The following is a 21098-nucleotide window of genomic DNA, read 5'->3' on the forward strand; positions in this document are numbered from 1 at the left end:
AATTATTCCGTTTCCTACTCATTATCAGTCAGTTTACACCAACTTCGATATTTCTTCATTTTCGCTGATTAGTTGCATTGCTAAAGCATGCAAATTGCAGGCTTAACTCAATGCTTTAATCGCAAAAAGATGGTGAAAACAGAAAGAAAAAGAGCAGGACTAAACGTAACAAGTTCAATCACAAGAGGTTATAAAACTTTCTCATATTTCGCGTATTTGCGACCAACTTTGCTGTTGGATGTTTTCACGCGAGTTTTGAGAGGCACTTTGTAAAGATAATTCAGCATTTATAATCAGTCCAAACAGCATGCCTCCAAGTTCATATACACAGTGTTGTTGGGGCAGTTTTTCTCGAAGAGTACGCATCAATTTACCAGCAAAAAATGAGGAAAATGTGATTTGTGACGCAACTACCAACGAAACATAATGACGCCAAATTTTTAAGTTACAACGAGTAAGTTACACGCTTTATTCCTGTTCAGAATGACAAAAACATACCAAATCCTGCATGAAAGAGATGCAACGCAATCTTGTTTTTAAAGGTATGCGTGTGACTTAATTCCACTGGCTCTCCCTGTTGCTGAAATGAGTGCTTCGCTTGGAAGGTGTACTTGGGTGAAGAATAATCGTAACCGATATATCCCTTAAAAGACAAACCGGGTCGATAAGCCCAAGTTAGAGATGCCTCAGTGGAATAAACCATCGCACGAGTTGACTCTTGTGACATCAGTTCGGAGACACGAGCTTGCTGACCGTCGCCCCAACTATCAAGCGTTTTCAACAATCGAGCTTTGATTTCGGGAGAGGCAAACGCCAATTTGTTGTTGTCTGGAATAGAGTTGATTTGCGCTCTTAAATCATCTACATCCACTTGCGCAACAGCATAAACGTGTTGATCGGTTATCACTCTACGTCCAACAAGGAGCTTACTTCCAACTCGCAAACGATTAAAAATAGGATAAGAGAAATACACTCCCCCACTAAAATCAAACAATCCCATGGGATAAGCTTCTGTTCCTATCAGCTTCATATAAGAGGCAATTAACTGCTTATCTACCCCTTCGATGGACAGATAGTTGTCTGGATTGACATCAAAGGTCGCTTTGATAGGGATTGCGGTAGCTCGTATCTGTCCTCCTAATCCCACATAATTGTTCAAGAAGTACGCTCCTTCCATACTCACACTGACATTTGTTCCTAAATGCAGGTGTAAATCGAAAGCGTGATCATCAACTTGATAGTTTTTAGAAGTAGAAGACTGAACGGCAACGTGCGAAACAGAAAGCTGTTCAGTACCCATGCCAGCATCTACAGTGATGCCCAAAAAAGACGGATTTTGCTGTTCGTTGGAAGAGAAAGCTTTTAGCACACTACGTTTTTTACCTTTTCCCTTCATCAGCAAGTCTGTCACGAAGTAACCCAAATCTGTTGCTATAATACCCACGCCAGCACCTACCAACACATCTGTCACCCAGTGACGATTGTTTAATACGCGTCCAACAGCGGTTGCGGTAGCCATAGAATATCCAGCAACACTATACCATGGGCTCTGCGTTTGTCCGTATTCTTTGTGTAGAATGGTGGCCGCCATAAAAGCTGTCGCAGTATGTCCTGACGGAAAAGAATTGCTGGAAGAACCATCAGGACGTCTTTCACGAACGGTGTACTTCAGTGTATTCGTAAGACCTGCCATGAACATCGCCGAGATAGCATTACTCGCAGCTAAACGTTTCCACGAGCTTTGTCCTTCAACACCCGCTGCATGAAGTCCCCAAGTGGCAACGAGCGGAGCATATTGTGTAAAATTATCCCATGGTTGATGATAGTCTTTCTGAAACAAGTTCCGCATCTCTCTAAAATCATGTTGCCGTGATTTGATAAGAAGTCCTGCGGCAACGAATCCCAACCCTTGATAGGTGATATCAATCTTGTAATCTTTTTTTGTAGTAACGCTATCGTTTACGTGCGGACGTGGAAGCACCATACTGGCAGTAGAGTCAGGCTTTTGGGCATAAAGTGCTTGCGTCCATAAGCCCAACATACAAAGCATCAGAATGAAAATAACCCCCCGAAAAAGAGAAGACGAATAAAAAAATAAGTTTATTAGTAGATACTTTCTACACATCATACATTTGTTTCAAAATAAAGTGCAAAGGTACAGTATCTTTCTGTTTTACACAAAGTTTTTTTATTCAGCAATGATGAAATTCGTTTAAGTTATTGACAGATATCAAATTATTTTGCTATCTTTGTGCAAGGAATAAGGGATATAAGCCAGCAATACCAGTCATTGTTTGGTTCATTATCCATTTCTTTTTAATGACTATTAATTCATTGTTATGAGGTTACAGCTCATTCTCTTTTCTATCTTCATGCTATGCTGCTCTTGCTCTCGCCACAAAACAGAACAAGAGACGGTAACCATTGACACCATTCCCATGATGGTGATGCAAATACAGAAATGCTCAAAACTATATACCGCAGAATATAAGGTTCATAAAATCATCACCCATGATGACAAGATGAAGCTAAATGGCTCTTTTATGAAAAAAGATTTTAGCATTAACCTGCCATTGGGAAGTCGAAAGATAGCCATTCCGATGGATGCAACACTGAAGGCTTATATCGATTTCGCTGACTTTAATGAAGACAAGGTGAAAAGACAAGGTGACAAAATCGAGATTATCTTACCAGACCCTCATGTTACTCTCACCTCTACACGAATCAATCACGACGAAATAAAGCAATATGTTGCCCTCACTCGGAGCCGATTCAGCGATGAAGAATTATCCTCCTACGAACGGCAAGGACGAGAGGCAATTATCAAAGACATTCCTTCCATGGGTATGATGGATATGGCACGTGAGAGTGCTGCAAGGACACTTATCCCGATGATAGAACAGATGGGGTTTGAAGAGTCAAACATTACCATCTCTTTTCGTAAGCATTATACACTTAATGACATCAAGTCTTTACTTGACAAAACGACCATAGAACATGGAAACAATGCCAAATAAGCAGTTCAATCGTAACCACAGATTTTCATTGATGACACGACTCAAGATTGCAATCGCAATAGTCGTGGTGGTGTGTTTGGGCATTTTTGTCTGGAAACTCTTCTCCAGCAAGAATGGTTTCTCACTCTCTCCCAATAACGATATCAACATTACTCCTACTCAAATACAAAGTATTCGAGACATTGGGCAATGGGAGTTTTTGGCTATCAATAATGAGGAAATCATCGATACGGTGAGACATGGCTTCTTTGGAGATGCCGAATTGGTACGCATTTATTATGGAACATTACGTTTAGGAATTGATTTGCAAGACACAGATAAGGACTTCATCCGTGTTCAGGGCGACTCTATTCTCGTTCAACTCCCTCCTATAAAACTGCTGGATCATCAGTTTATTGACGAAGCCCGCACCACCTCGTTCTTCGAAAAAGGTGACTGGACCGCAAAAGACCGCGATGATATGTACCAAAGAGCGTATGAAGCGATGTTAGAAAGATGTCTTGTAGAACAGAATATCAAAAGTGCTGAACGCAATGCCAATCAACAATTTTTCCGTTTGATGAAAGCCATGGGACATGAGAATGTGATTATTAGAAATACGCCCTACATGCAGAAGCCCAAGAAGTAACACCTAAAAACTCATCATAAATCCAAATCTCACACCGTTTTTGTTGACACCTGGGTGATCGTTGTAATTAAATCTGTGAACAAAATCAATGGAGAAGACTTTAAGAACGTTATGAACACCTGCCACCAACTCCATATACGGCACCTTTTTATCCATGATGTACGAACCTTCAGGGAAGACAAAAAGGTTGTCCTGACTTTGATTTTGACTCAATGAGGGGTTATTCTTGTCGGTCACTGTACCAAACATTCCCTTGAAAGCAACGTATTCGCGCCACTTCAACCGCTTAATCAAAGGTATTCGATTTAAGATTTTACCGTTCAAGTCCCATGAGATAGACCAGAAAGCATATCGATCATTGAGAAATTCCATGTTACGCATCAACGAGAAGGTCTCCTTATGTTCAAAGAAAGAAAGGTTGACCGGTGGCATAATTAGCAAGGGGAAAGGAACCCGATCCCACTGTGCACCCACATTGATGATGCCATCTACATAGCCCCAGCTGCCCAACCATTGTCGCTTGTACATACCTAACTCCGTAAAATTTAAGCGATATTGTCCGCCTAAGAAGTTTTTTAATCCTACCGTATGTGATAAGGTAAACTCGGGACTGTCTAAGTTGATGGGAACTCTTTTCTGCTTTGTATTGATAAAAGTCTGCCCAGGACAGTATCTAACTCCGAATTTCAATTCTGTTGTTCGTATCTGGTTCATTTCTTCACCGTCTGTCAGACGAATGAAATGTAAATCTCCTGCCACTTCATTACTTTCGGCTTTGAGCGAACTGTTGACGCTGAAACCCCAATCAGTCTCATACACAAACGAAAGTTTCTGTCGGTTATAGAAGTACATCTGCTGCACCTTTTGCGTCTTGAAAGCCATAAAAGCATTGTCTTTGTTATGAATTAAAAACTTATCAGCAGGCGACATCACATCATAAGCTGTTTCAAAAATAAGGTTTCGTTGTGGAAACTCGAAAGGCGAATTCTTCTTCTTATTCAACGAATAAGTGAGTTCTGTGCCATAATATGCTTTCTTAGATTTTGTTCCGTAAGCTGCATAACCATTCCAAAAGAGGTGAGGATTTAGTGCTGCCATCGTACGTCCACTTAATCGAAAACGAAGACCATCTACGAAATTCGATGAAATCAACGTATTCACAGGACCCAAATCGAACTTACTTGGACGCTGACTACTGCTGGTTTCCACATAGTTTTCTACCAAAGCCTTAACGCCTATTATCAACCATTTAAAGTTTTTAGATTGCTCCATGCGATGCACAAACGCATCCATAGACGACTCTCCCTTGGTCAATTCCACTGCTCGATAACGATTCCAGAAGTTGTCATCTCTGACCATTGCATCGGCTTCGTGCCGGACTTTCAATCGTCCTTTGAATAATTTGTTAGGCAATTCATCAAATGCATAATCGTGCAAACGCGTATTTCGCACCACCAATGCCTTGGAAAGGAAACTCGTTAAGGATAATTCTGCCCACATATCGTCCTTCGTCAGCACCCATTCACCGTTGTCAAGTCGTGTAAATTCCTGATCTACATGTAGATTTTCTACAAAGTTTACATCGCTCTTTTTAGGCATAGTCAGCTTACATTTTTTTACATGTAATGATGAATCTGCCAAGACATACAATTCACCTCTAAAGCCAAAGTCTTGCTGATTGTTTGGAATGAATTGCAGATGATAGCACAAGTCTCTGTCCACATACACCGTATCTTCTATATAATAACGATAAAAGGAAATGGCTGTACGCCCTATCGGACTGACAAACGGATATTGGAGCAAACGGATGTAATCGTCATAGATATCTACACTCTGGAAAACATCTTTCAGAATGACATTCAAAGCATCGCCTGTTTGTAAGAGTTTGTTCACTCCTTGACTCTGTTGTCCTTTAATAATCTCTTTCTCTGATTTAGGTTCTTTTCTGTAAATGTGCTGGGTCACCGTTTCATCTACAGACACAGGAAGCACTAATTTGTTGTTGTAAGGACTGGTTTCTATCTGATCCAACACCCATTGTGACTTACCAAATCTGCCCGACTCAATATCTTCAGGCTTGACATCATTCAGCGATAAGGTGAGTTTTTGATACCTATTGTATTGATAATAAGGATAATTGTCGAGGTGACTCTGCTTCTTTGCTTCAATCACCCGCTTCATCAATTCTACTGCTGGATTATTCTTCCGAGAGTACCTCCCTCTCTTGCTCTTCACCACAACTTCATTTAAGCTTTTCGAATCTTCTTTTAATACGATTTTAAGATACGTTGGAGTGTGCGCATCTACCTTGATTGTCTGCGATTTGAAGCCCACAGAACTGAACGTGAGCACCCACCCTTCGTGTCTGGGAATGCTAAATTTACCTTCTATATCACTGGCTGCAGCCACATGATTGCCCTTATACATGGCACTGGCAAACGGAATAGCATAGCCATCTGTATCCACAATTTCACCTGTAATCTGGGCGTTGGCGGTCAACACCATCGCCATCGTCAATATCATGCATGTAATTAATCTTCTCACCTTCATCAATATCTTTCCTCATCTGATAGCACAGACGTATCGTTGTCTTTTATTTTCCTTATTCTTCAGCATCTCCTTCCAGCATCATGGACGAAGAACAGCACATTTGCTTGCGATAGTAGATGCCATTCAAGCCAAAAGCGAAGCAAGTTTTCTTACGCTCTTGAGCCATCGACTACTACATACAAAGGTATACATATTCTTGCAATTTTAATGAAAACTCTTTGGATATTAATATTTTTTCTGTTATTTTTGCACCCTAATATGAATCGTCCGCCATTATTAGCCGTAGTCTTTGGCACTGGATTCGGAAGTGGATTCTGGCCTTGGGGGCCAGGAACTGCAGGTGCATTATTGGCCTCATTGATGTGGCTAAGCATGATTCATTTCTTCTCTCCCACTGCTCTTTTTATCCTAACTTTGGCATTGATTGTCCTTGGTACTATCATTGGCACATGGGCAACGAACCAACTGGAACCTTTTTGGGGACCAGATCCCAAGCGTGTTGTCATTGATGAAATGGTGGGAGTGTGGATTCCATTACTTATCTCACCCACCAACAACTTATGGTTTGCATTGGGTGCGTTTGGTTTATTCCGCTTTTTTGATATTCTGAAGCCATTGGGAATCCGACAATTGGACCAGCGACAAGGCGGTTTTTGGGTAATGGCAGACGACATCTTAGCAGGTACTTATAGTCTAATCGTATTAGCAATTATACAATGGGCTATCTAAAGAATGCAATGGTTACGTTTGGAAAGGCACAAGTGTCGGCATGGATTGCTTCCATCGTCGACTTTTCCATCACCGTTGGTCTATCTCAGTTGGTGAACTTGTGGTATGGCTACTGCACGTTTACTGGAGCACTGATGGGAGGTATCATCAACTGTCTCATCAACTATAAGTGGGTATTTCATCCAGACGATGTAAAGAAAAAGAGTATTGTCACACGCTATATGATAGTATGGGCAGGAAGTATTGGACTCAATACCTTTGGAACATTAACCTTAACCGAGCTCACTGGCATCAATTTTGTCGTTATCAAAGCTATTGTTGCCATTGCTGTTGCTATTTTATGGAATTACCAATTACAGAAACTATTTGTATTCCGTTCGTCCAACTATATCCCCTTAAGAAAGAAAATTAGAAGAAAACGTCACCATAGTGACCTTTCTGATGCACCAACATCCAAATAGTTGGTGTCACCAGCTCTTAAACAAAACAAAAATGAAGTACAGAGATTATTTACAAGACCGCATCTATAAAATCATCAATCCCATCATTCACGGAATGATAAAGATAGGTATCACCCCCAACATGGTAACCACCATCGGATTCTTAGGAAACGTATTAGCCACCGCGATGTTTATCCTTGCCAGCGAACAAGCCACTCCTGAAGCGGGTTATGCCATGATTGGATGGGGCGGAGCCATACTTATTTTCTCAGGATTGTTTGATATGATGGACGGTCGATTGGCACGCTTAGGCAACATGTCCACTGCCTTTGGTGCTTTTTGGGATAGCACTTTGGATCGTTATAGCGAACTCTTTTCGCTCTTTGGTCTCACACTTTATCTTCTCAATACCGTAGGTACATGGGCTGGTGTCATCTCTTTCTTGGCATTGGTTGGCTCTATCATGGTGAGTTATGTACGTGCCAGAGCCGAAGGACTTGACATTGAGTGCAAAGTGGGACTGATGCAACGTCCCGAACGAGTGGTCGTTACCTCCCTCGTTGCCATACTTACGGGTATTTTTAACAGCAATGGGTGGCTCATAGGGGGCATGATTCTCATTGCCGTATTAGCCAACATCACCGCTTTTTGGCGTGTAGCGCATTGCTACAAGCTGCTCAAAAATCAATAAATGTTCAGCATTTACATCGTCATCTTATACCTTACGTTATTCGCCTATAAGCCGACACGCAAAATAGCCTTAGTATTAACGCCTTGGGCTATCTTTGGTTGTTCGTACGATTGCATGCGACTCCTCCCCAACTATGAGGTAAATCCCATTGATATTCGTGGACTATACGAAACCGAGAAACAGTGGTTTGGCATCGTAACAGCTTCTGGCACCGTGACACCCAACGAGTTTTTTGCACTTCACCACCACGCTGTCGCCGACCTCTTGGCAGGCTTTTTCTATCTTTGTTGGGTGCCTGTGCCCATTGGATTCAGCATATATCTATATATAAAAGGTGATAGTAAGAATTATCTTCGTTTCTCTACCGCCTTTCTTCTCATCAACTTTGTAGGCTTTGCAGGTTATTACATCCACCCTGCTGCCCCACCCTGGTACGTCATGCAATATGGTTTTGAACCCATACTGCATACCCCTGGCAATGTTGCTGGCTTAGGACGCTTCGACCAACTCACGGGCATCCCAGTATTCCAAGCCCTCTATGGTAAAAACTCCAACGTGTTCGCTGCCGTTCCCTCCTTGCACGCAGCCTACATGTTAGTCACCACTATTTATGCCATTATCAGCAAGCAGCGCAAGGCAACCATTGGTATTTTTGCCATTATTTGTGTGGGCATTTGGTTCACCGCTATTTATAGTGGGCATCATTATGTCATAGATGTGCTGTTGGGCATTCTCACCTGCTTTGTTGGAATAGGGATATTAGAATTTGTTTTGCTAAAGATGCCGACCATACAGCAGTTCATGAAGCAATATGTGCAGCTTATTTCGCCAAAATAACGCATCTACCCCAAATCTTTTGTAAAGTATCATTGCTATTCTATCTGTCACATTTCGTTCCAAAAATGTAGACCATACACACTTTTTTCATAAATTTGCAGTCTCACTTTAACGAAACGATTCATAGATGGACAAACGACTATTTTTTATACTTCTCATGTGTCCAATGTTTATTACGACATGGGCTACTACCACCAAAGATAACGACAAGGAACAACAATGGAGCGTGAAAGCAGGAATTGGCACTTCAGCGGCAGAAACAGAAAGTTCTGATAACCGCACTTTTTACAGCAGTCCTGATGCATCGAGCAATCTCTTCTATCTTCAAGGCGATTATTATCTCACGCCCAAACTTACGCTTTCGGGTGGAGTGTACTTTGAACAAACAGGACTACTGGATAACTTTTCGCAAGATATCGGGTTGCTACGGGTCAACACAGCAGGTCTCACAGTCGGTTCAAAATATTATTTTTTACCTAAGAAGTGGGTGGTTCAAGCATACGCAGGAGCCTTTGCACAAACCAACTTCCTTAACTTAAAATGTACTACAGGTAAAAAATATTACGTTTCTAACAATCAGTATCGGGGAGCAGGACTTGATGTTAATTACGACATTCAGCGTCCTGCATTAAGCATTGTTCCACAAGTGGGCTTAGACCTACGCATTTTTAGTTCGGTTTCTCTATGTGTAGATTTTAACTATCAGTTTGGTTTGTGGGGACATCAGCGTTGCGACTTCCGCTTTAACAGTGGACCTTTACAAGGTGTATCCAGTTCACAAACAACAAGCAACATAAAACCGGGAATATCCATTGGTGTAAAAGTAGACTTTCCGATGCGCAAATTCACCTCAGGCGAGCTTGACAATCTGCTTGAGATGCTTTTCAGTATCTTGTCTGGACCAAGAGCTCAAGATAGATATCAATCGCCTTACTTACGTTAAATGGTCACATCAAAAAGTGCTATTTGCCAACGCTTAAAACTTTGAATTATTTTTACATACGTTCAAAATACGAGCGTTTTAGTCACCAACTGTACATTTGCTCGCAAATACGCGAGTTTTGCAAACATCTGTTTATCAGCGCATTAAGCTGTTTTCACCCTTTCTCAACTTCATTAGAAGCATGCTTTAAGCGCGTTAAGTCATTGGATTAAGGCTACTAAAGTATGCGAATAGAGGCACAATTTGCATGTAATAGCGGCATTAACTCAATGGGATAACAAAAACGAAGACCGAAAAACACATTTTTAACGGCATTTTCTCGGTCTTCATTTTCTATTTTGCAACTTTCAAAAAATCAATTATTTTTACATATCACCTGTTTTTCTTCCGTATTTCATACAGTGCAACATTCTTGCTATGTCCTATTGACCTTCCATGAATTTCTTGGCTGCACGCAACTGATGACGCATATTGGTTAACAATTGTTCGCTCTCTTGTAACAAGTTGAGATACACCAATGATAGCTGGAATGTTTCGTTTCCTTCTGCCATTTGTATGCGGTCGATGTGTTGCTTACGAATACGACTCAGTTCGGTTTCAAACTGTTCTGCCTCATCCAGTACCTGTCGATAATTTTCAAAACGCCCTGTTGCGATGGTTTTCTCTGTTTGTGATATCAAATCTATCACCTTTCTGTAAATCGGTTGATATTCTTCCACCAATTCAGGTGTAATAGGTGTGAAGTTATTATCAACGTGTTCCTTAATCGGATCGAGCATACGACGCAGCACATAAATATACTGTTGCGAGGCATTGATGCCAACATGGAACCAAGTGTTGCGCTCTATGGCAATGTCCATCGGTGCTTTGCGAAGTGCCAGTAACTCTTGCCGACGATACTTCAACAAAATGGTTTTCTCGTTGTGCAAATCACGTGCAGCATGTCGCAACAAGCTGGGCTTGTCTGTCACAAAGCCTTCAATAATCGTTTTGTATTGTTCAATGGCAAAATTTGCCATATAACTTTGGGTTCTGCTCACGTGCTTGCTAAGCAAGTCCCACAAAATAACGGGGTCTTGCGTTCGCATCATCAAGCGGAAACTATTATCTTTGTCGGTATCACCCACCGATTTTCCAGTGTTATTTCTAAACAATCGATAAACCACCAAGCCCATAAAGGCTGCCTGAATGACAATGCCGCCATAGTACATGAGCAAACCAACCAAGGCAGAGGCAACAAACGCTACGCCTGCTGTGATGAACCAACCACCAATCACCGATATGACTCCAGTGACACGGAACACTGCACTCTCCCTACTCCACGCACGATCGGCAAGGCTGGAACCCATGGCAACCATGAAAGTGACGTAGGTTGTTGACAAAGGGAGCTTATAATTCGTACCAATAGTGATGAGCAGAGACGCCAACACTAAGTTCACTGCCGCACGAACCACATCGAATGCTGCCCCATGATCGAGCGTCACAGACCGCTGGTTGAAGCGATTATCCAGCCAACCTCGCACACGCTCAGGAATGATATTGCTCACATAGGTGTTGCTATTCTGCGTAAAACGCACGATACTACGGGCTGCCGCACTCGAGCCGAACATCTCGTCGCCCTCGTCTTGACGCGATAAATCCACAGAAGTTTTGATAACACGGTGGGCTTTCTTAGAAGTTGCCATTGCCACAATCATAATCAAACCAGCCAAAAGCAAATAAAAAGGAGGTGTCTTGGCACTCTCTATCAAACTGGTCATCAAGAAAGAAGTGGGAGCAGCACCGCTACTTTGTGCCATATAAGTTTGGTATGAATCAAGTCCTGCGAGAGGAACACCAATGAAGTTGACCAAGTCGTTTCCTGCAAAAGCCATTGCCAAGGCAAACGTTCCCATCAACACCACAAACTTAAAGATATTGACGCCTACCAAATGCATGAACTGCATCACGATGGCTGAACCTATAAAGGTATAAATGAGCAATGTACCAATATGCCCGTTAATCCAAGATTGAGCATCTTCGGGTATGTAGGGAGATTTTCCAACCCCTTTCATAAAAATGAAATAAGCAAGGGCTGTAAAAGCAATTCCTCCAAAGATAGCAATGGTGTAACGTGAGTGTTTCTGGTAATTAAAGGTGAACACCACACGTGTGATGTACTGCACAACAACACCAAACACAAAGGCAATGGCAACACTCACAAAGATGGCGATAATTACTTGTAAGGCTTTTTCGGTGTTCAGCAAGTCGCTAAATGCCAAACTGTCATCTCCTATCATCTTAATGGTTGCCACCATAAAGGTTGCTCCCAATAACTCGAAGACCAAAGAAACTGTGGTGGAAGTGGGCATTCCCAAGGTATTGAAGATGTCCAGTACAATGACATCGGTCACCATCACGGCTAAAAAGATAACCATCACTTCGTGAAAACTGTATTGGGCAGGATTCATAATGCCGTGACGAGCCACATCCATCATACCCGAGGACATCACCGCACCCAAGATAACACCACAAGAAGCAACGATGAGAATGGTGCGGAATGTGGCAACCTTAGCACCAACAGCCGACTGCAAGAAGTTGACAGCATCGTTGGACACACCTACAAACAAGTCAAATACTGCCAAACAAAGCAGAAAAACGACGATGCACAAATAAATTGTTAACATTGATATCAGTTAAAAATGAATAATCTTTGTTCAGTTTGCCATTGGACATCCTGATTTCTGGTGCAAAACTAATAGAGCGATGTTACAAGACTTTTAAACACATATTACAATTGTGTGACGAACGAAAATATTTAAAATATTGACTACTCTATGGGATGATTTCAATTTTATATTGTATCTTTGTACACAAAATATTGAGACAAGACATAGAGATGAGTCATGCCAATTACACTCATACGCTGAGACGCACGGTAGAACAATTATCAACATTCACTTCACTCAACAGCCTGCGCAACAGTCAACGCAACAGATACCCCCTCCCTTCAAGTAAGGCACTTGAAGTATTATTGGGTAGCATGTGGTCTTGCAAGTACAAAGAGAAATGGTCTGCAATACATGAAAAACGCTCAACGAATGTCATTGCAGGCTTTTTTGACATTCCCTTTCAAAAGAGAACACTACAACAAAGAATTAAATCACATTTTTCAATATAACCATTAATTATCAATTCAATCAAATGGAATTTGAACTCATCGCCAAAACTTTTATGGGATTAGAGCCTGTTTTGGCACAAGAGCTAACCCAACTGGGTGCAAACAATGTACAGATAGGACGCAGAATGGTGTCGTTTTCGGGCAATCAAGAAATGATGTACCGTGCCAATTTCCAACTCCATACAGCTATTCGGATTCTCAAACCCATTAAACATTTCAAAGCACGGAGTGCAGAGGATGTATACGAAGAGGTGAAACATGTAGACTGGAGTCAATACATAGAACAAGGAAAGACTTTCTCGGTAGACTCTGTTGTCTATTCTGAAGAGTTTAGAAACTCAAGATTTGTTACCTATAAAGTGAAAGATGCCATCGTAGACCAATTCCGTGAAAACACAGGAACACGTCCAAATATCTCGGTGAGCAATCCAGATATTCGGCTACATATACACATTGCCGAGGACGACGCAACACTTTCTTTGGACTCGAGTGGCGAGTCATTGCATCGAAGAGGCTATCGCCAAGAGTCAGTAGAGGCTCCTTTGAACGAGGTGTTGGCTGCCGGAATGATTATGATGACAGGCTGGAAGGGTGAAACAGATTTCATTGACCCCATGTGTGGCAGTGGTACACTACTGATAGAAGCTGCCATGATTGCTCGAAACATGAGTCCTGGCATCTTCAGAAAGGAGTTTGCATTTGAGAAATGGCCTGACTTTAACCAAGAACTTTTCGACCATATCTATAATGATGACTCGCAAGAAAGGGAGTTCGAGCATCACATCTATGGCTATGATATTGATATGAAAGCCGTGAATACTGCACGATTGAACGCAAAAGCTGCAGGCTTTACAAAAGATATTACAATAGAACAGGCTGACTTTAAGAACTTTACACAGCCCTCACAACCAAGCATCATCATCACAAACCCACCGTATGGTGAGCGTATCTCCACACCCAATTTGCTCGGAACGTACAAGATGATTGGCGAACGACTGAAACATGAATTCATGGGGAACGATGCGTGGATATTGAGTTATCGTGAGGAATGCTTTGAACAGATAGGGCTCAAGCCGTCTATCAAAATTCCTGTGTTCAACGGAAGCTTAGAGTGTGAGTTTAGAAAATATGCTATTTTCGGTGGCAGAATGAAGGATTTCCGTGCAGAAGGAGGCATTGTAAAGACTGCAGAAGAGAAGAAGGCGATGGCTGAGAAGCATCGGTTTAAGAAAAATCGCGAGTTCAAAAAACGCTTAGAAGAAAACGAAGAGAACGAAATTGCGGACATCCGTTCGTTCAAATTTCATTCTTTAGAACGAGTACAGGAAAGAGACGAGCGCAAAAAAGGCGGTAACCGTCGCAACGATCGCTCGTATGATAATGATGATATGCCTGCTTACAAAGGCAAGAAACGCTTTGACAAAGACGGACGTGGACGGTCATTTGGTAAACGAGGTGGTAAAGAACATGGAAGAAAGAATTATCAAATAGACGATTATGAATAAAACTTGGTTCAGTTTTCTTACCCTCATTGCCCTATTCGTAGGTGGACAAAAGGTTATGGGACAAAAACTATTCACACTCGAAGAGTTAAACTTTGGAGGGAAAAACTATCGAAAGTTCGTCCCAGAAAATCGCTACACTACATGGTGGGGCGATGAACTGATTCGCACAGACGCTAACCAATGCTGTGTTATCGACAAGAAATCGGGCAAGGAAACGCCTCTCTTTACCTTAGAAGACATAAAAAAACATGCCACAACCAATGATGCGAACGAGATAAAAGATTTATACAACGTCTCTTTCCCTTATCCTAACAAGTCGTTGGTATTACTACAATATGGCACTACGAGATGTTTATACAATTGGAAAACGCACAAAACAGTATGGAAAGGGAGTACTGCTAACGAGGAAATTTCTGAATGGAATCCTGTTTCAAAGGCTACCTCTTATATCCAATCTGAAAGTCATCAACTCTTTATCCGCACCGCTGATGGCAACGACACCCAGTTGACAACCGACGGAAGTCGTGAGATCGTGTATGGTCAAAGCGTACACCGTGACGAATTTGGCATACACAAAGGTATGTTTTGGGCACCCAATGGACAGAAATTGGCATTCTATCGCATGGATCAGAGCATGGTGGCTGATTACCCACAAGTGAACATTTTCGGTAGAATAGCGAAATGCGAGCCCGACAAATACCCCATGGCAGGCGAGACAAGTCACAAGGTAACGGTGTTAGTGTATGATTTAACCACAAAAAAGACGGTTACTTTGCAGGCTGGTGACCCCACCGACCGATATTTTACCAACATTGCATGGAGTCCAGACAGCAAGACCATCTATATGTTTGAGCTGAATAGAGACCAAAATGACTGTCGGTTGGTGAGCTACGATGCGCAAACAGGCAAGAAAATCGCAGAGCTTTACCGAGAGACGCACGATAAATATGTAGAGCCGCAGCACCCCATTGTATTCTTACCTTGGGACAACAACCTCTTCATCATGCAAAGTCAACGTGACGGTTACAACCATTTATATCTCTATCAATCAAACGGTAAGTTGGTAAAACAACTTACCAAAGGCAAATGGGTGGTGTTGGACGTGATAGGATTCAACGTAAAAGACAAGTCGATTGTCTATACTTCTACCGAAAAGCATGCGCTGCAAACCAACACATACACCGTGAATGTTAAGACTGGAAAGCGCAGATTGTTGGACAACGGGCGTGGCTATCACAGTCCGTCATTATCTCCTTCCGGAACATTTATCGTAGATAAGTACAGCGAACCCACCGTTCCACGCAACATCGAGATTGTCAATACTGCCAACGGAAAGCGCACCCAGTACTTTGAAGCGGCTGATCCGTGGAAAGGATATCAAGTACCAACCTTTACATGTGGCACTCTCAAAGCCGCTGACGGCACGACCGACTTGTACTATCGCATGGTGAAACCAGCCAACTTTGATGAAAACAAGAAATATCCTTTGGTGCTTTATGTGTACGGAGGACCTCATGCACACAACGTAGATGCACGTTGGCATTACGCTTCTCGCAGTTGGGAAACTTACATGGCACAGAAGGGATACATCCTCCTCATACTCGATAACAGAGGAAGTGAGCGGCGAGGAAGGGATTTTGAACAAGCAACATTCCGCCAATTAGGTCAGATAGAGATGCAAGACCAAATGAAGGGCATTGAATATGTGAAGACTTTGCCATACGTAGATGCCAACAGAATAGGCGTGCATGGTTGGAGTTTCGGTGGTTTTATGACCATTTCGCTGATGACAAATTATCCCGAAACCTTCAAAGTGGGTGTTGCTGGTGGTCCTGTTATTGATTGGAAATGGTACGAAGTGATGTATGGAGAGCGCTATATGGACACACCGCAAGCCAATCCCGAAGGTTACAGCAAGACTTCCTTGATACCACAAGCCAAGAATTTGAAAGGAAAGTTACAAATTATTCAAGGCACTAACGACAAAACGGTAGTGCCTCAACACTGCTTGTCGTTCATTGCTGAGTGTATCAAACAAGGCACTCAACCCGATTTCTTCGTCTATCCAGGTGAACCACACAATATGAGAGGACACCAAAGTGTTCACCTCCACGAACGCATTACACAGTACTTTGAAGATTATCTGAAATAAAAAAGGAAACATACGCATGAAGATATTATTATTAGGTAGTGGCGGAAGAGAACACGCCTTGGGCTGGAAAATAGCACAGAGCAAACGAGTGACACAACTATTCATCGCTCCCGGCAATGCTGGAACAAGTGAAGTAGGCACCAACGTCGACATTCAGGTGAACGATTTCGATGCCATCAAAGATTTTATTTGCAACCAAAAGATTGAAATGGTTGTCGTTGGACCCGAAGATCCACTTGTGAATGGCATCTACGATGCGTTGAAAAATGACTCTCGAACCAAAGACACCGTGGTCATAGGCCCATCGAAAGAAGGGGCAAAACTGGAAGGTAGCAAGGATTTTGCCAAGGCTTTCATGCAACGCCACCATATTCCAACCGCCCGATACCACACCTTTACGGGTGAGACGTTAGATGAAGGACTTCGCTTCTTGGAGACTTTAGAGGCTCCATACGTGTTAAAAGCCGACGGACTATGTGCTGGTAAGGGCGTTTTAATACTCCCTACGCTGGCAGAAGCACAGCGAGAATTAAAGGAAATGTTAGGTGGGATGTTTGGAAAAGCGTCGGCACGAGTCGTCATAGAGGAATATTTAAGTGGAATAGAGTGTTCTGTTTTCGTCTTAACCGATGGCAAACATTATCAAATTTTGCCAGAAGCAAAGGATTACAAGCGTATTGGTGAAGGCGATACAGGACTGAATACAGGCGGCATGGGCAGCGTCTCACCGGTCCCATTTGCAGATAATGACTGGATGAAGAAGGTGGAGGAACGAATCATTCAGCCAACGATAAAGGGACTATCTGAAGAAGGTATCGACTACAAAGGCTTTATCTTCTTTGGCTTAATCAATGTAAAAGGCGAACCCATGGTGATAGAATACAACTGTAGAATGGGCGATCCGGAGACAGAAAGCGTGATGCTGAGACTTGAAAGCGACCTTGTCGATTTGTTTGAGGGCATTGCAGAAGGCAACTTAGACAAGCGTGTTGTCACCTTTGACAAACGAGCTGCCATTTGTATCATGCTCGTTAGTGGGGGTTATCCACAAAAATATGTCAAAGGATATCCTATCTCTGGGCTTGAAGAAACAGGAGACAGCATCGTTTTTCATAGTGGAACAAAACGGGAAAACAATCAAATTGTAACTGCAGGTGGGCGAGTTTTGGCAGTTACCTCTTATGGTAAAAATAAAGAAGACGCGCTAAAAAAGAGTTTTGAAATAGCCCAAAAGATTCAATTTCAAGATAAATACTTTAGAAAAGATATTGGGCAAGATATATAAGAAGTCAAGATTTGGCACACAAACAGAGACAAGGAAGGTGTCAAGCAAAAACGTCTTTTCGCTGAAAGATAGATATGCAAGTGAACAATCATGCGGTGTGAAAATCGCACAATGCATCAACTTGCAGATATGGAAATAAGGTAGATTGGTTTTATTCATGGCAAACAGATTACAACACAAGATAGCTTGTAGCCGTTATGCATTCCCACTTACGATTGTTTACGCATGTGGGATTTGGCTATTTGGCGGACTCTTTCAACATCAGCTGTGGGTTCCATTTATCCTCATGCTCGTTACCACCGTTGTAATGGCAGAGCTTAACAACCAACATGCGCTGATACGAACATATAGTAGAATGCTATCTTGTTCGTTCCTAATCATGAGTGCGAGTACCTTACCACTATTTTTTGATATAGAAAGTGGTATTATCCAACTCTGTATGGCATTGACTTATCTTTATTTATTCAAGGCTTATCAAAACAAAATGGCGATTGGCAGCGTATTCAATGCATTCTTTTTCATTGGATTAGCCAGTGTGTGGTTCGTCCAAGCTATATTCCTTTTGCCTCTTTGGTGGCTTGCATTGCGGTTTTACATCGTTGGGATGAGTTGGCGAACATTCTTTGCTTCCCTCATTGGCGTCATCACTCCCTACTGGTTTTTGAGTGGGTATTATATCTATCAAGGTAGCTTTGAACTTCTTATCGACCATTTCAAGCAACTTTGTACGTTTGGGACACTTGCCCATCTGAACGAACTTACCCATATAGAACTAATAACATTCGGTTTCATAAGCATTCTTGGCATCATAGGATTTCTTTATTTCATCACCAATAGCTCAAAAGAAAAAATAAGGATTCGCCTGCTGTTTGCTTCCTTTGCGTTGATGATGATAAGCACAATAGCATTCATTATTTTGCAACCTGTGCATTATCCATACTTGCTTCCCATGCTCATTGTGAGCGTCGCTCCATTCATTGGGCACTATTTAACCTTTTCAGTTTCACGACTATCCGCTATAACCTCTTTGGTTATCGTCACCCTTACCCTCATCATCACAGCGTATCAAATATGGATGCATTCATAGATTTACTTGTACAGTATGGTTGTTGGGGCATGTTTCTCGCCTCCTTCTTAGCAGGTTCGGTATTGCCTTTCAGTAGCGAAGCCGTCATGATGGGGTTAATGGCAGCAGGAGTTAATACGCTTCCGCTCATCATCTATGGCACCATAGGTAATGTCCTTGGCTCTCTTCTCAATTATTACATTGGTACGTTGGGACGCTTCGACTGGATAGAGAAGTACCTACATGTGAAACCTGAAAAGCTTGAAAAAGCACAAAAGTTGATAAGTAGGTATGGCGTTTGGATGGGATTCTTTGCCTTCCTTCCTATCTTAGGCAGTGCCATCGCTATCGTTTTAGGCTTGGTAAGGTCCAACATTTGGCTCACCACCTTAGCTTTCACGGTAGGAAAGGTAATGAGATATTTGCTCATTATCTATAGTATGAATTTAGTTTTATAAACATCAATCATCGAATAACAAATGAATAAAATTATATGGATAGGCATTTTACTACTGACGCTCGTTGGCTGTGAACATGCACCTCAACATAAGGCACGGCAAATCACTGTGACCATAGAACCTTTACGCTATTTCACAGAACAGATAGCTGGCGATTATTTTGAGGTCAACACAATGGTTCCGAAGGGCGGAAACCCCGAAACGTACGAACCAACGCCGCAACAAATGATTCAATTGGCGAATAGTGACTTATATATTAAGGTGGGGAATATTGGATTTGAACGCATTTGGATGACCAAACTGAAACAAAATGCTCCGCATACCCTCATCATAGACTCTTCTTATGGCATTGAACCCGTAAGGACAGGGCAAAATGTCAGCGACCCACATACGTGGATGAGTACCAAAAACGCCATTCAAATTGCTCGAAATATTTATCAAGCTTTGGCAAAGATTGACAAGAAAAACAATGCTTATTATCAAGAGAATTTAGATAAACTCCTTCAAAAAATTAACACCACCGATCAACAAATCCGCCAGTTATTAGCAAAGAAAACATCCCGAGCATTCCTCATTTACCACCCTGCCCTCACCTATTTCGCACACGACTATCAGTTACAACAAATTCCAATAGAAATAAATGGCAGAGAACCAAGCGCATCACAGCTAAAAGAGACCATTCAGACAGCGAAGGCTCTCCATGTGAAGACCTTTTTTATTCAAAAGGAATTTGCCTCTCGCCAAACACTACTCATCAGTAAATCAATGGGAGTAGACACGACTACCATCAACCCTTTGAGTGCGCATTGGCACGAACAAATGTTACTCATTGCCTCAAAAATCAAATAGTGTAATGCAACCCATTATTCAATTAAATAACGTATTTGCAGCTTATGACAAGAAAGTCGTTCTCAAAAACATCAACTTAACCATTGATGAACACGACTTCTTAGGCATCATTGGTCCTAACGGAGGGGGCAAAACAACACTGATACGATTGATTCTCGGACTTAAAAAGCCAATGAAAGGGCAGCTTTTGTTTTATAAAGAAGGGAAGCCTGTTAAGCAATTAACAATGGGCTATCTGCCGCAATACAATGCCATCGACCCTGATTTCCCCATCTCTGTAGAAGAAGTAGTGCTATCTGGCTTAAGTAACCAAAAGAAATTGTTTCACCCCTTTACCGCCAAACATCACCTCATGGTGAGCGAAACCTTAGAAAAGATGCAGCTTTCCGAGCTTCGCAACCGTGCGATTGGAACCTTGAGCGGTGGACAGTTACAGCGTGTTCTCTTAGCACGAGCCATTGTCTCTCATCCCACAGTCTTAGTTTTAGACGAACCTAACACCTACATTGATCGGCATTTCCAAACGCAAATGTACGAGATGCTGCATCAGATTCATCGCCATTGCGCCATTCTCTTAGTGAGCCATGATATTGGAGCCGTGCTACAGAATGCTCAAAATATAGCTTATGTCAACCGAAAGCTCGATTATCATGTGGCTTCCGACCTTTCAGCAGAGGATTTGCAGGGCTGTTTTCATCAACATTCGCTATTAGATGAGAGCTGGCACAAGTCTCTCTAACCAAGGATTGCTGCATCAACTTGAAGCCATAGCAAAAGGCATTCACTAT

Annotated in this window: 17 protein-coding genes; 14 read left to right on the forward strand and 3 right to left on the reverse strand. The window is 42.1% G+C overall.

Annotation, left to right across the window (positions count from 1 at the left end):
• Window positions 1–478: 478 nt before the first annotated feature.
• Window positions 479–2041 carry a phosphatase PAP2 family protein gene (locus DEM91_RS04985; RefSeq protein WP_249858173.1) on the reverse strand — a complete coding sequence of 521 codons (1563 nt, stop codon included), beginning with the start codon at window positions 2039–2041 and terminating at the stop codon, window positions 479–481.
• Between the two features lie 298 nt (window positions 2042–2339).
• On the opposite strand from DEM91_RS04985, the gene DEM91_RS04990 reads away from it, so the two are divergent.
• Together DEM91_RS04990 and DEM91_RS04995 are read left to right on the forward strand one after the other, a co-directional pair.
• The gene (locus DEM91_RS04990; protein WP_249858174.1) at window positions 2340–3017 is read left to right on the forward strand and encodes a DUF4230 domain-containing protein; all 678 of its coding nucleotides are present in this window, start codon (window positions 2340–2342) and stop codon (window positions 3015–3017) included.
• Window positions 2998–3645, forward strand: a complete 648-nt coding sequence (locus tag DEM91_RS04995; RefSeq protein WP_232504121.1) for a DUF4230 domain-containing protein — start codon at window positions 2998–3000, stop codon at window positions 3643–3645. Before DEM91_RS04990 ends, DEM91_RS04995 begins: the two co-directional genes overlap by 20 nt.
• Before the next feature lie 3 nt (window positions 3646–3648).
• Here the strand turns inward: DEM91_RS04995 and DEM91_RS05000 are convergent, their stop codons facing one another.
• Entirely contained in the window at window positions 3649–6195 is a 2547-nt protein-coding gene (locus tag DEM91_RS05000; RefSeq protein WP_249858175.1) for a DUF5686 family protein, read from the reverse strand.
• 258 nt (window positions 6196–6453) lie between these two features.
• Between DEM91_RS05000 and DEM91_RS05005 the strand changes: the two genes are divergently transcribed.
• From DEM91_RS05005 to DEM91_RS05025, 5 genes are all read left to right on the forward strand, one after another.
• Entirely contained in the window at window positions 6454–6924 is a 471-nt protein-coding gene (locus tag DEM91_RS05005) for a phosphatidylglycerophosphatase A (RefSeq protein WP_249858176.1), read from the forward strand.
• The gene (locus DEM91_RS05010; protein WP_249858177.1) at window positions 6912–7385 is read left to right on the forward strand and encodes a GtrA family protein; all 474 of its coding nucleotides are present in this window, start codon (window positions 6912–6914) and stop codon (window positions 7383–7385) included. The genes DEM91_RS05005 and DEM91_RS05010 overlap by 13 nt, the downstream gene beginning before the upstream one ends.
• Before the next feature lie 31 nt (window positions 7386–7416).
• The gene (locus DEM91_RS05015) at window positions 7417–8055 is read left to right on the forward strand and encodes a CDP-alcohol phosphatidyltransferase family protein (RefSeq protein ID WP_249858178.1); all 639 of its coding nucleotides are present in this window, start codon (window positions 7417–7419) and stop codon (window positions 8053–8055) included.
• The gene (locus tag DEM91_RS05020) at window positions 8056–8892 is read left to right on the forward strand and encodes a phosphatase PAP2 family protein (RefSeq protein WP_249858179.1); all 837 of its coding nucleotides are present in this window, start codon (window positions 8056–8058) and stop codon (window positions 8890–8892) included.
• A 127-nt stretch (window positions 8893–9019) separates the two neighbouring features.
• On the forward strand, window positions 9020–9835 hold the full coding sequence (locus DEM91_RS05025; RefSeq protein ID WP_249858180.1) for a hypothetical protein: 816 nt from the start codon (window positions 9020–9022) through the stop codon (window positions 9833–9835).
• A 422-nt stretch (window positions 9836–10257) separates the two neighbouring features.
• On the opposite strand, the gene DEM91_RS05030 is transcribed toward DEM91_RS05025, so the two are convergent.
• A complete protein-coding gene (locus DEM91_RS05030) occupies window positions 10258–12501 on the reverse strand; it encodes an inorganic phosphate transporter (RefSeq protein WP_249858181.1) in 2244 nt (747 codons plus the stop codon).
• A gap of 517 nt (window positions 12502–13018) precedes the next feature.
• Between DEM91_RS05030 and DEM91_RS05035 the strand changes: the two genes are divergently transcribed.
• The 7 genes from DEM91_RS05035 (at window position 13019) to DEM91_RS05065 (ending at window position 21049) form a co-directional block, all read left to right on the forward strand.
• Window positions 13019–14500, forward strand: a complete 1482-nt coding sequence (locus DEM91_RS05035; protein WP_036927364.1) for a class I SAM-dependent RNA methyltransferase — start codon at window positions 13019–13021, stop codon at window positions 14498–14500.
• The gene (locus DEM91_RS05040) at window positions 14493–16652 is read left to right on the forward strand and encodes a S9 family peptidase (protein ID WP_249858182.1); all 2160 of its coding nucleotides are present in this window, start codon (window positions 14493–14495) and stop codon (window positions 16650–16652) included. Before DEM91_RS05035 ends, DEM91_RS05040 begins: the two co-directional genes overlap by 8 nt.
• 16 nt (window positions 16653–16668) lie before the next feature.
• Complete coding sequence (purD, locus tag DEM91_RS05045) at window positions 16669–17937, forward strand: phosphoribosylamine--glycine ligase (protein WP_249858183.1); 1269 nt, start codon at window positions 16669–16671, stop codon at window positions 17935–17937.
• A gap of 157 nt (window positions 17938–18094) precedes the next feature.
• Window positions 18095–19024, forward strand: a complete 930-nt coding sequence (locus DEM91_RS05050; protein ID WP_249858184.1) for a hypothetical protein — start codon at window positions 18095–18097, stop codon at window positions 19022–19024.
• Window positions 19009–19461: a YqaA family protein gene (locus DEM91_RS05055; RefSeq protein WP_102188875.1), complete on the forward strand. Its 453-nt coding sequence runs from the start codon at window positions 19009–19011 to the stop codon at window positions 19459–19461. The genes DEM91_RS05050 and DEM91_RS05055 overlap by 16 nt, the downstream gene beginning before the upstream one ends.
• A gap of 21 nt (window positions 19462–19482) precedes the next feature.
• A complete protein-coding gene (locus DEM91_RS05060; RefSeq protein WP_249858185.1) occupies window positions 19483–20310 on the forward strand; it encodes a metal ABC transporter solute-binding protein, Zn/Mn family in 828 nt (275 codons plus the stop codon).
• Between the two features lie 4 nt (window positions 20311–20314).
• Window positions 20315–21049, forward strand: coding sequence for a metal ABC transporter ATP-binding protein (locus DEM91_RS05065; RefSeq protein WP_249858186.1), 735 nt, complete (start codon window positions 20315–20317; stop codon window positions 21047–21049).
• Window positions 21050–21098: the final 49 nt, after the last annotated feature.

This window comes from Prevotella sp. TCVGH (assembly GCF_023522295.1).
Lineage (GTDB): Bacteria > Bacteroidota > Bacteroidia > Bacteroidales > Bacteroidaceae > Prevotella > Prevotella timonensis.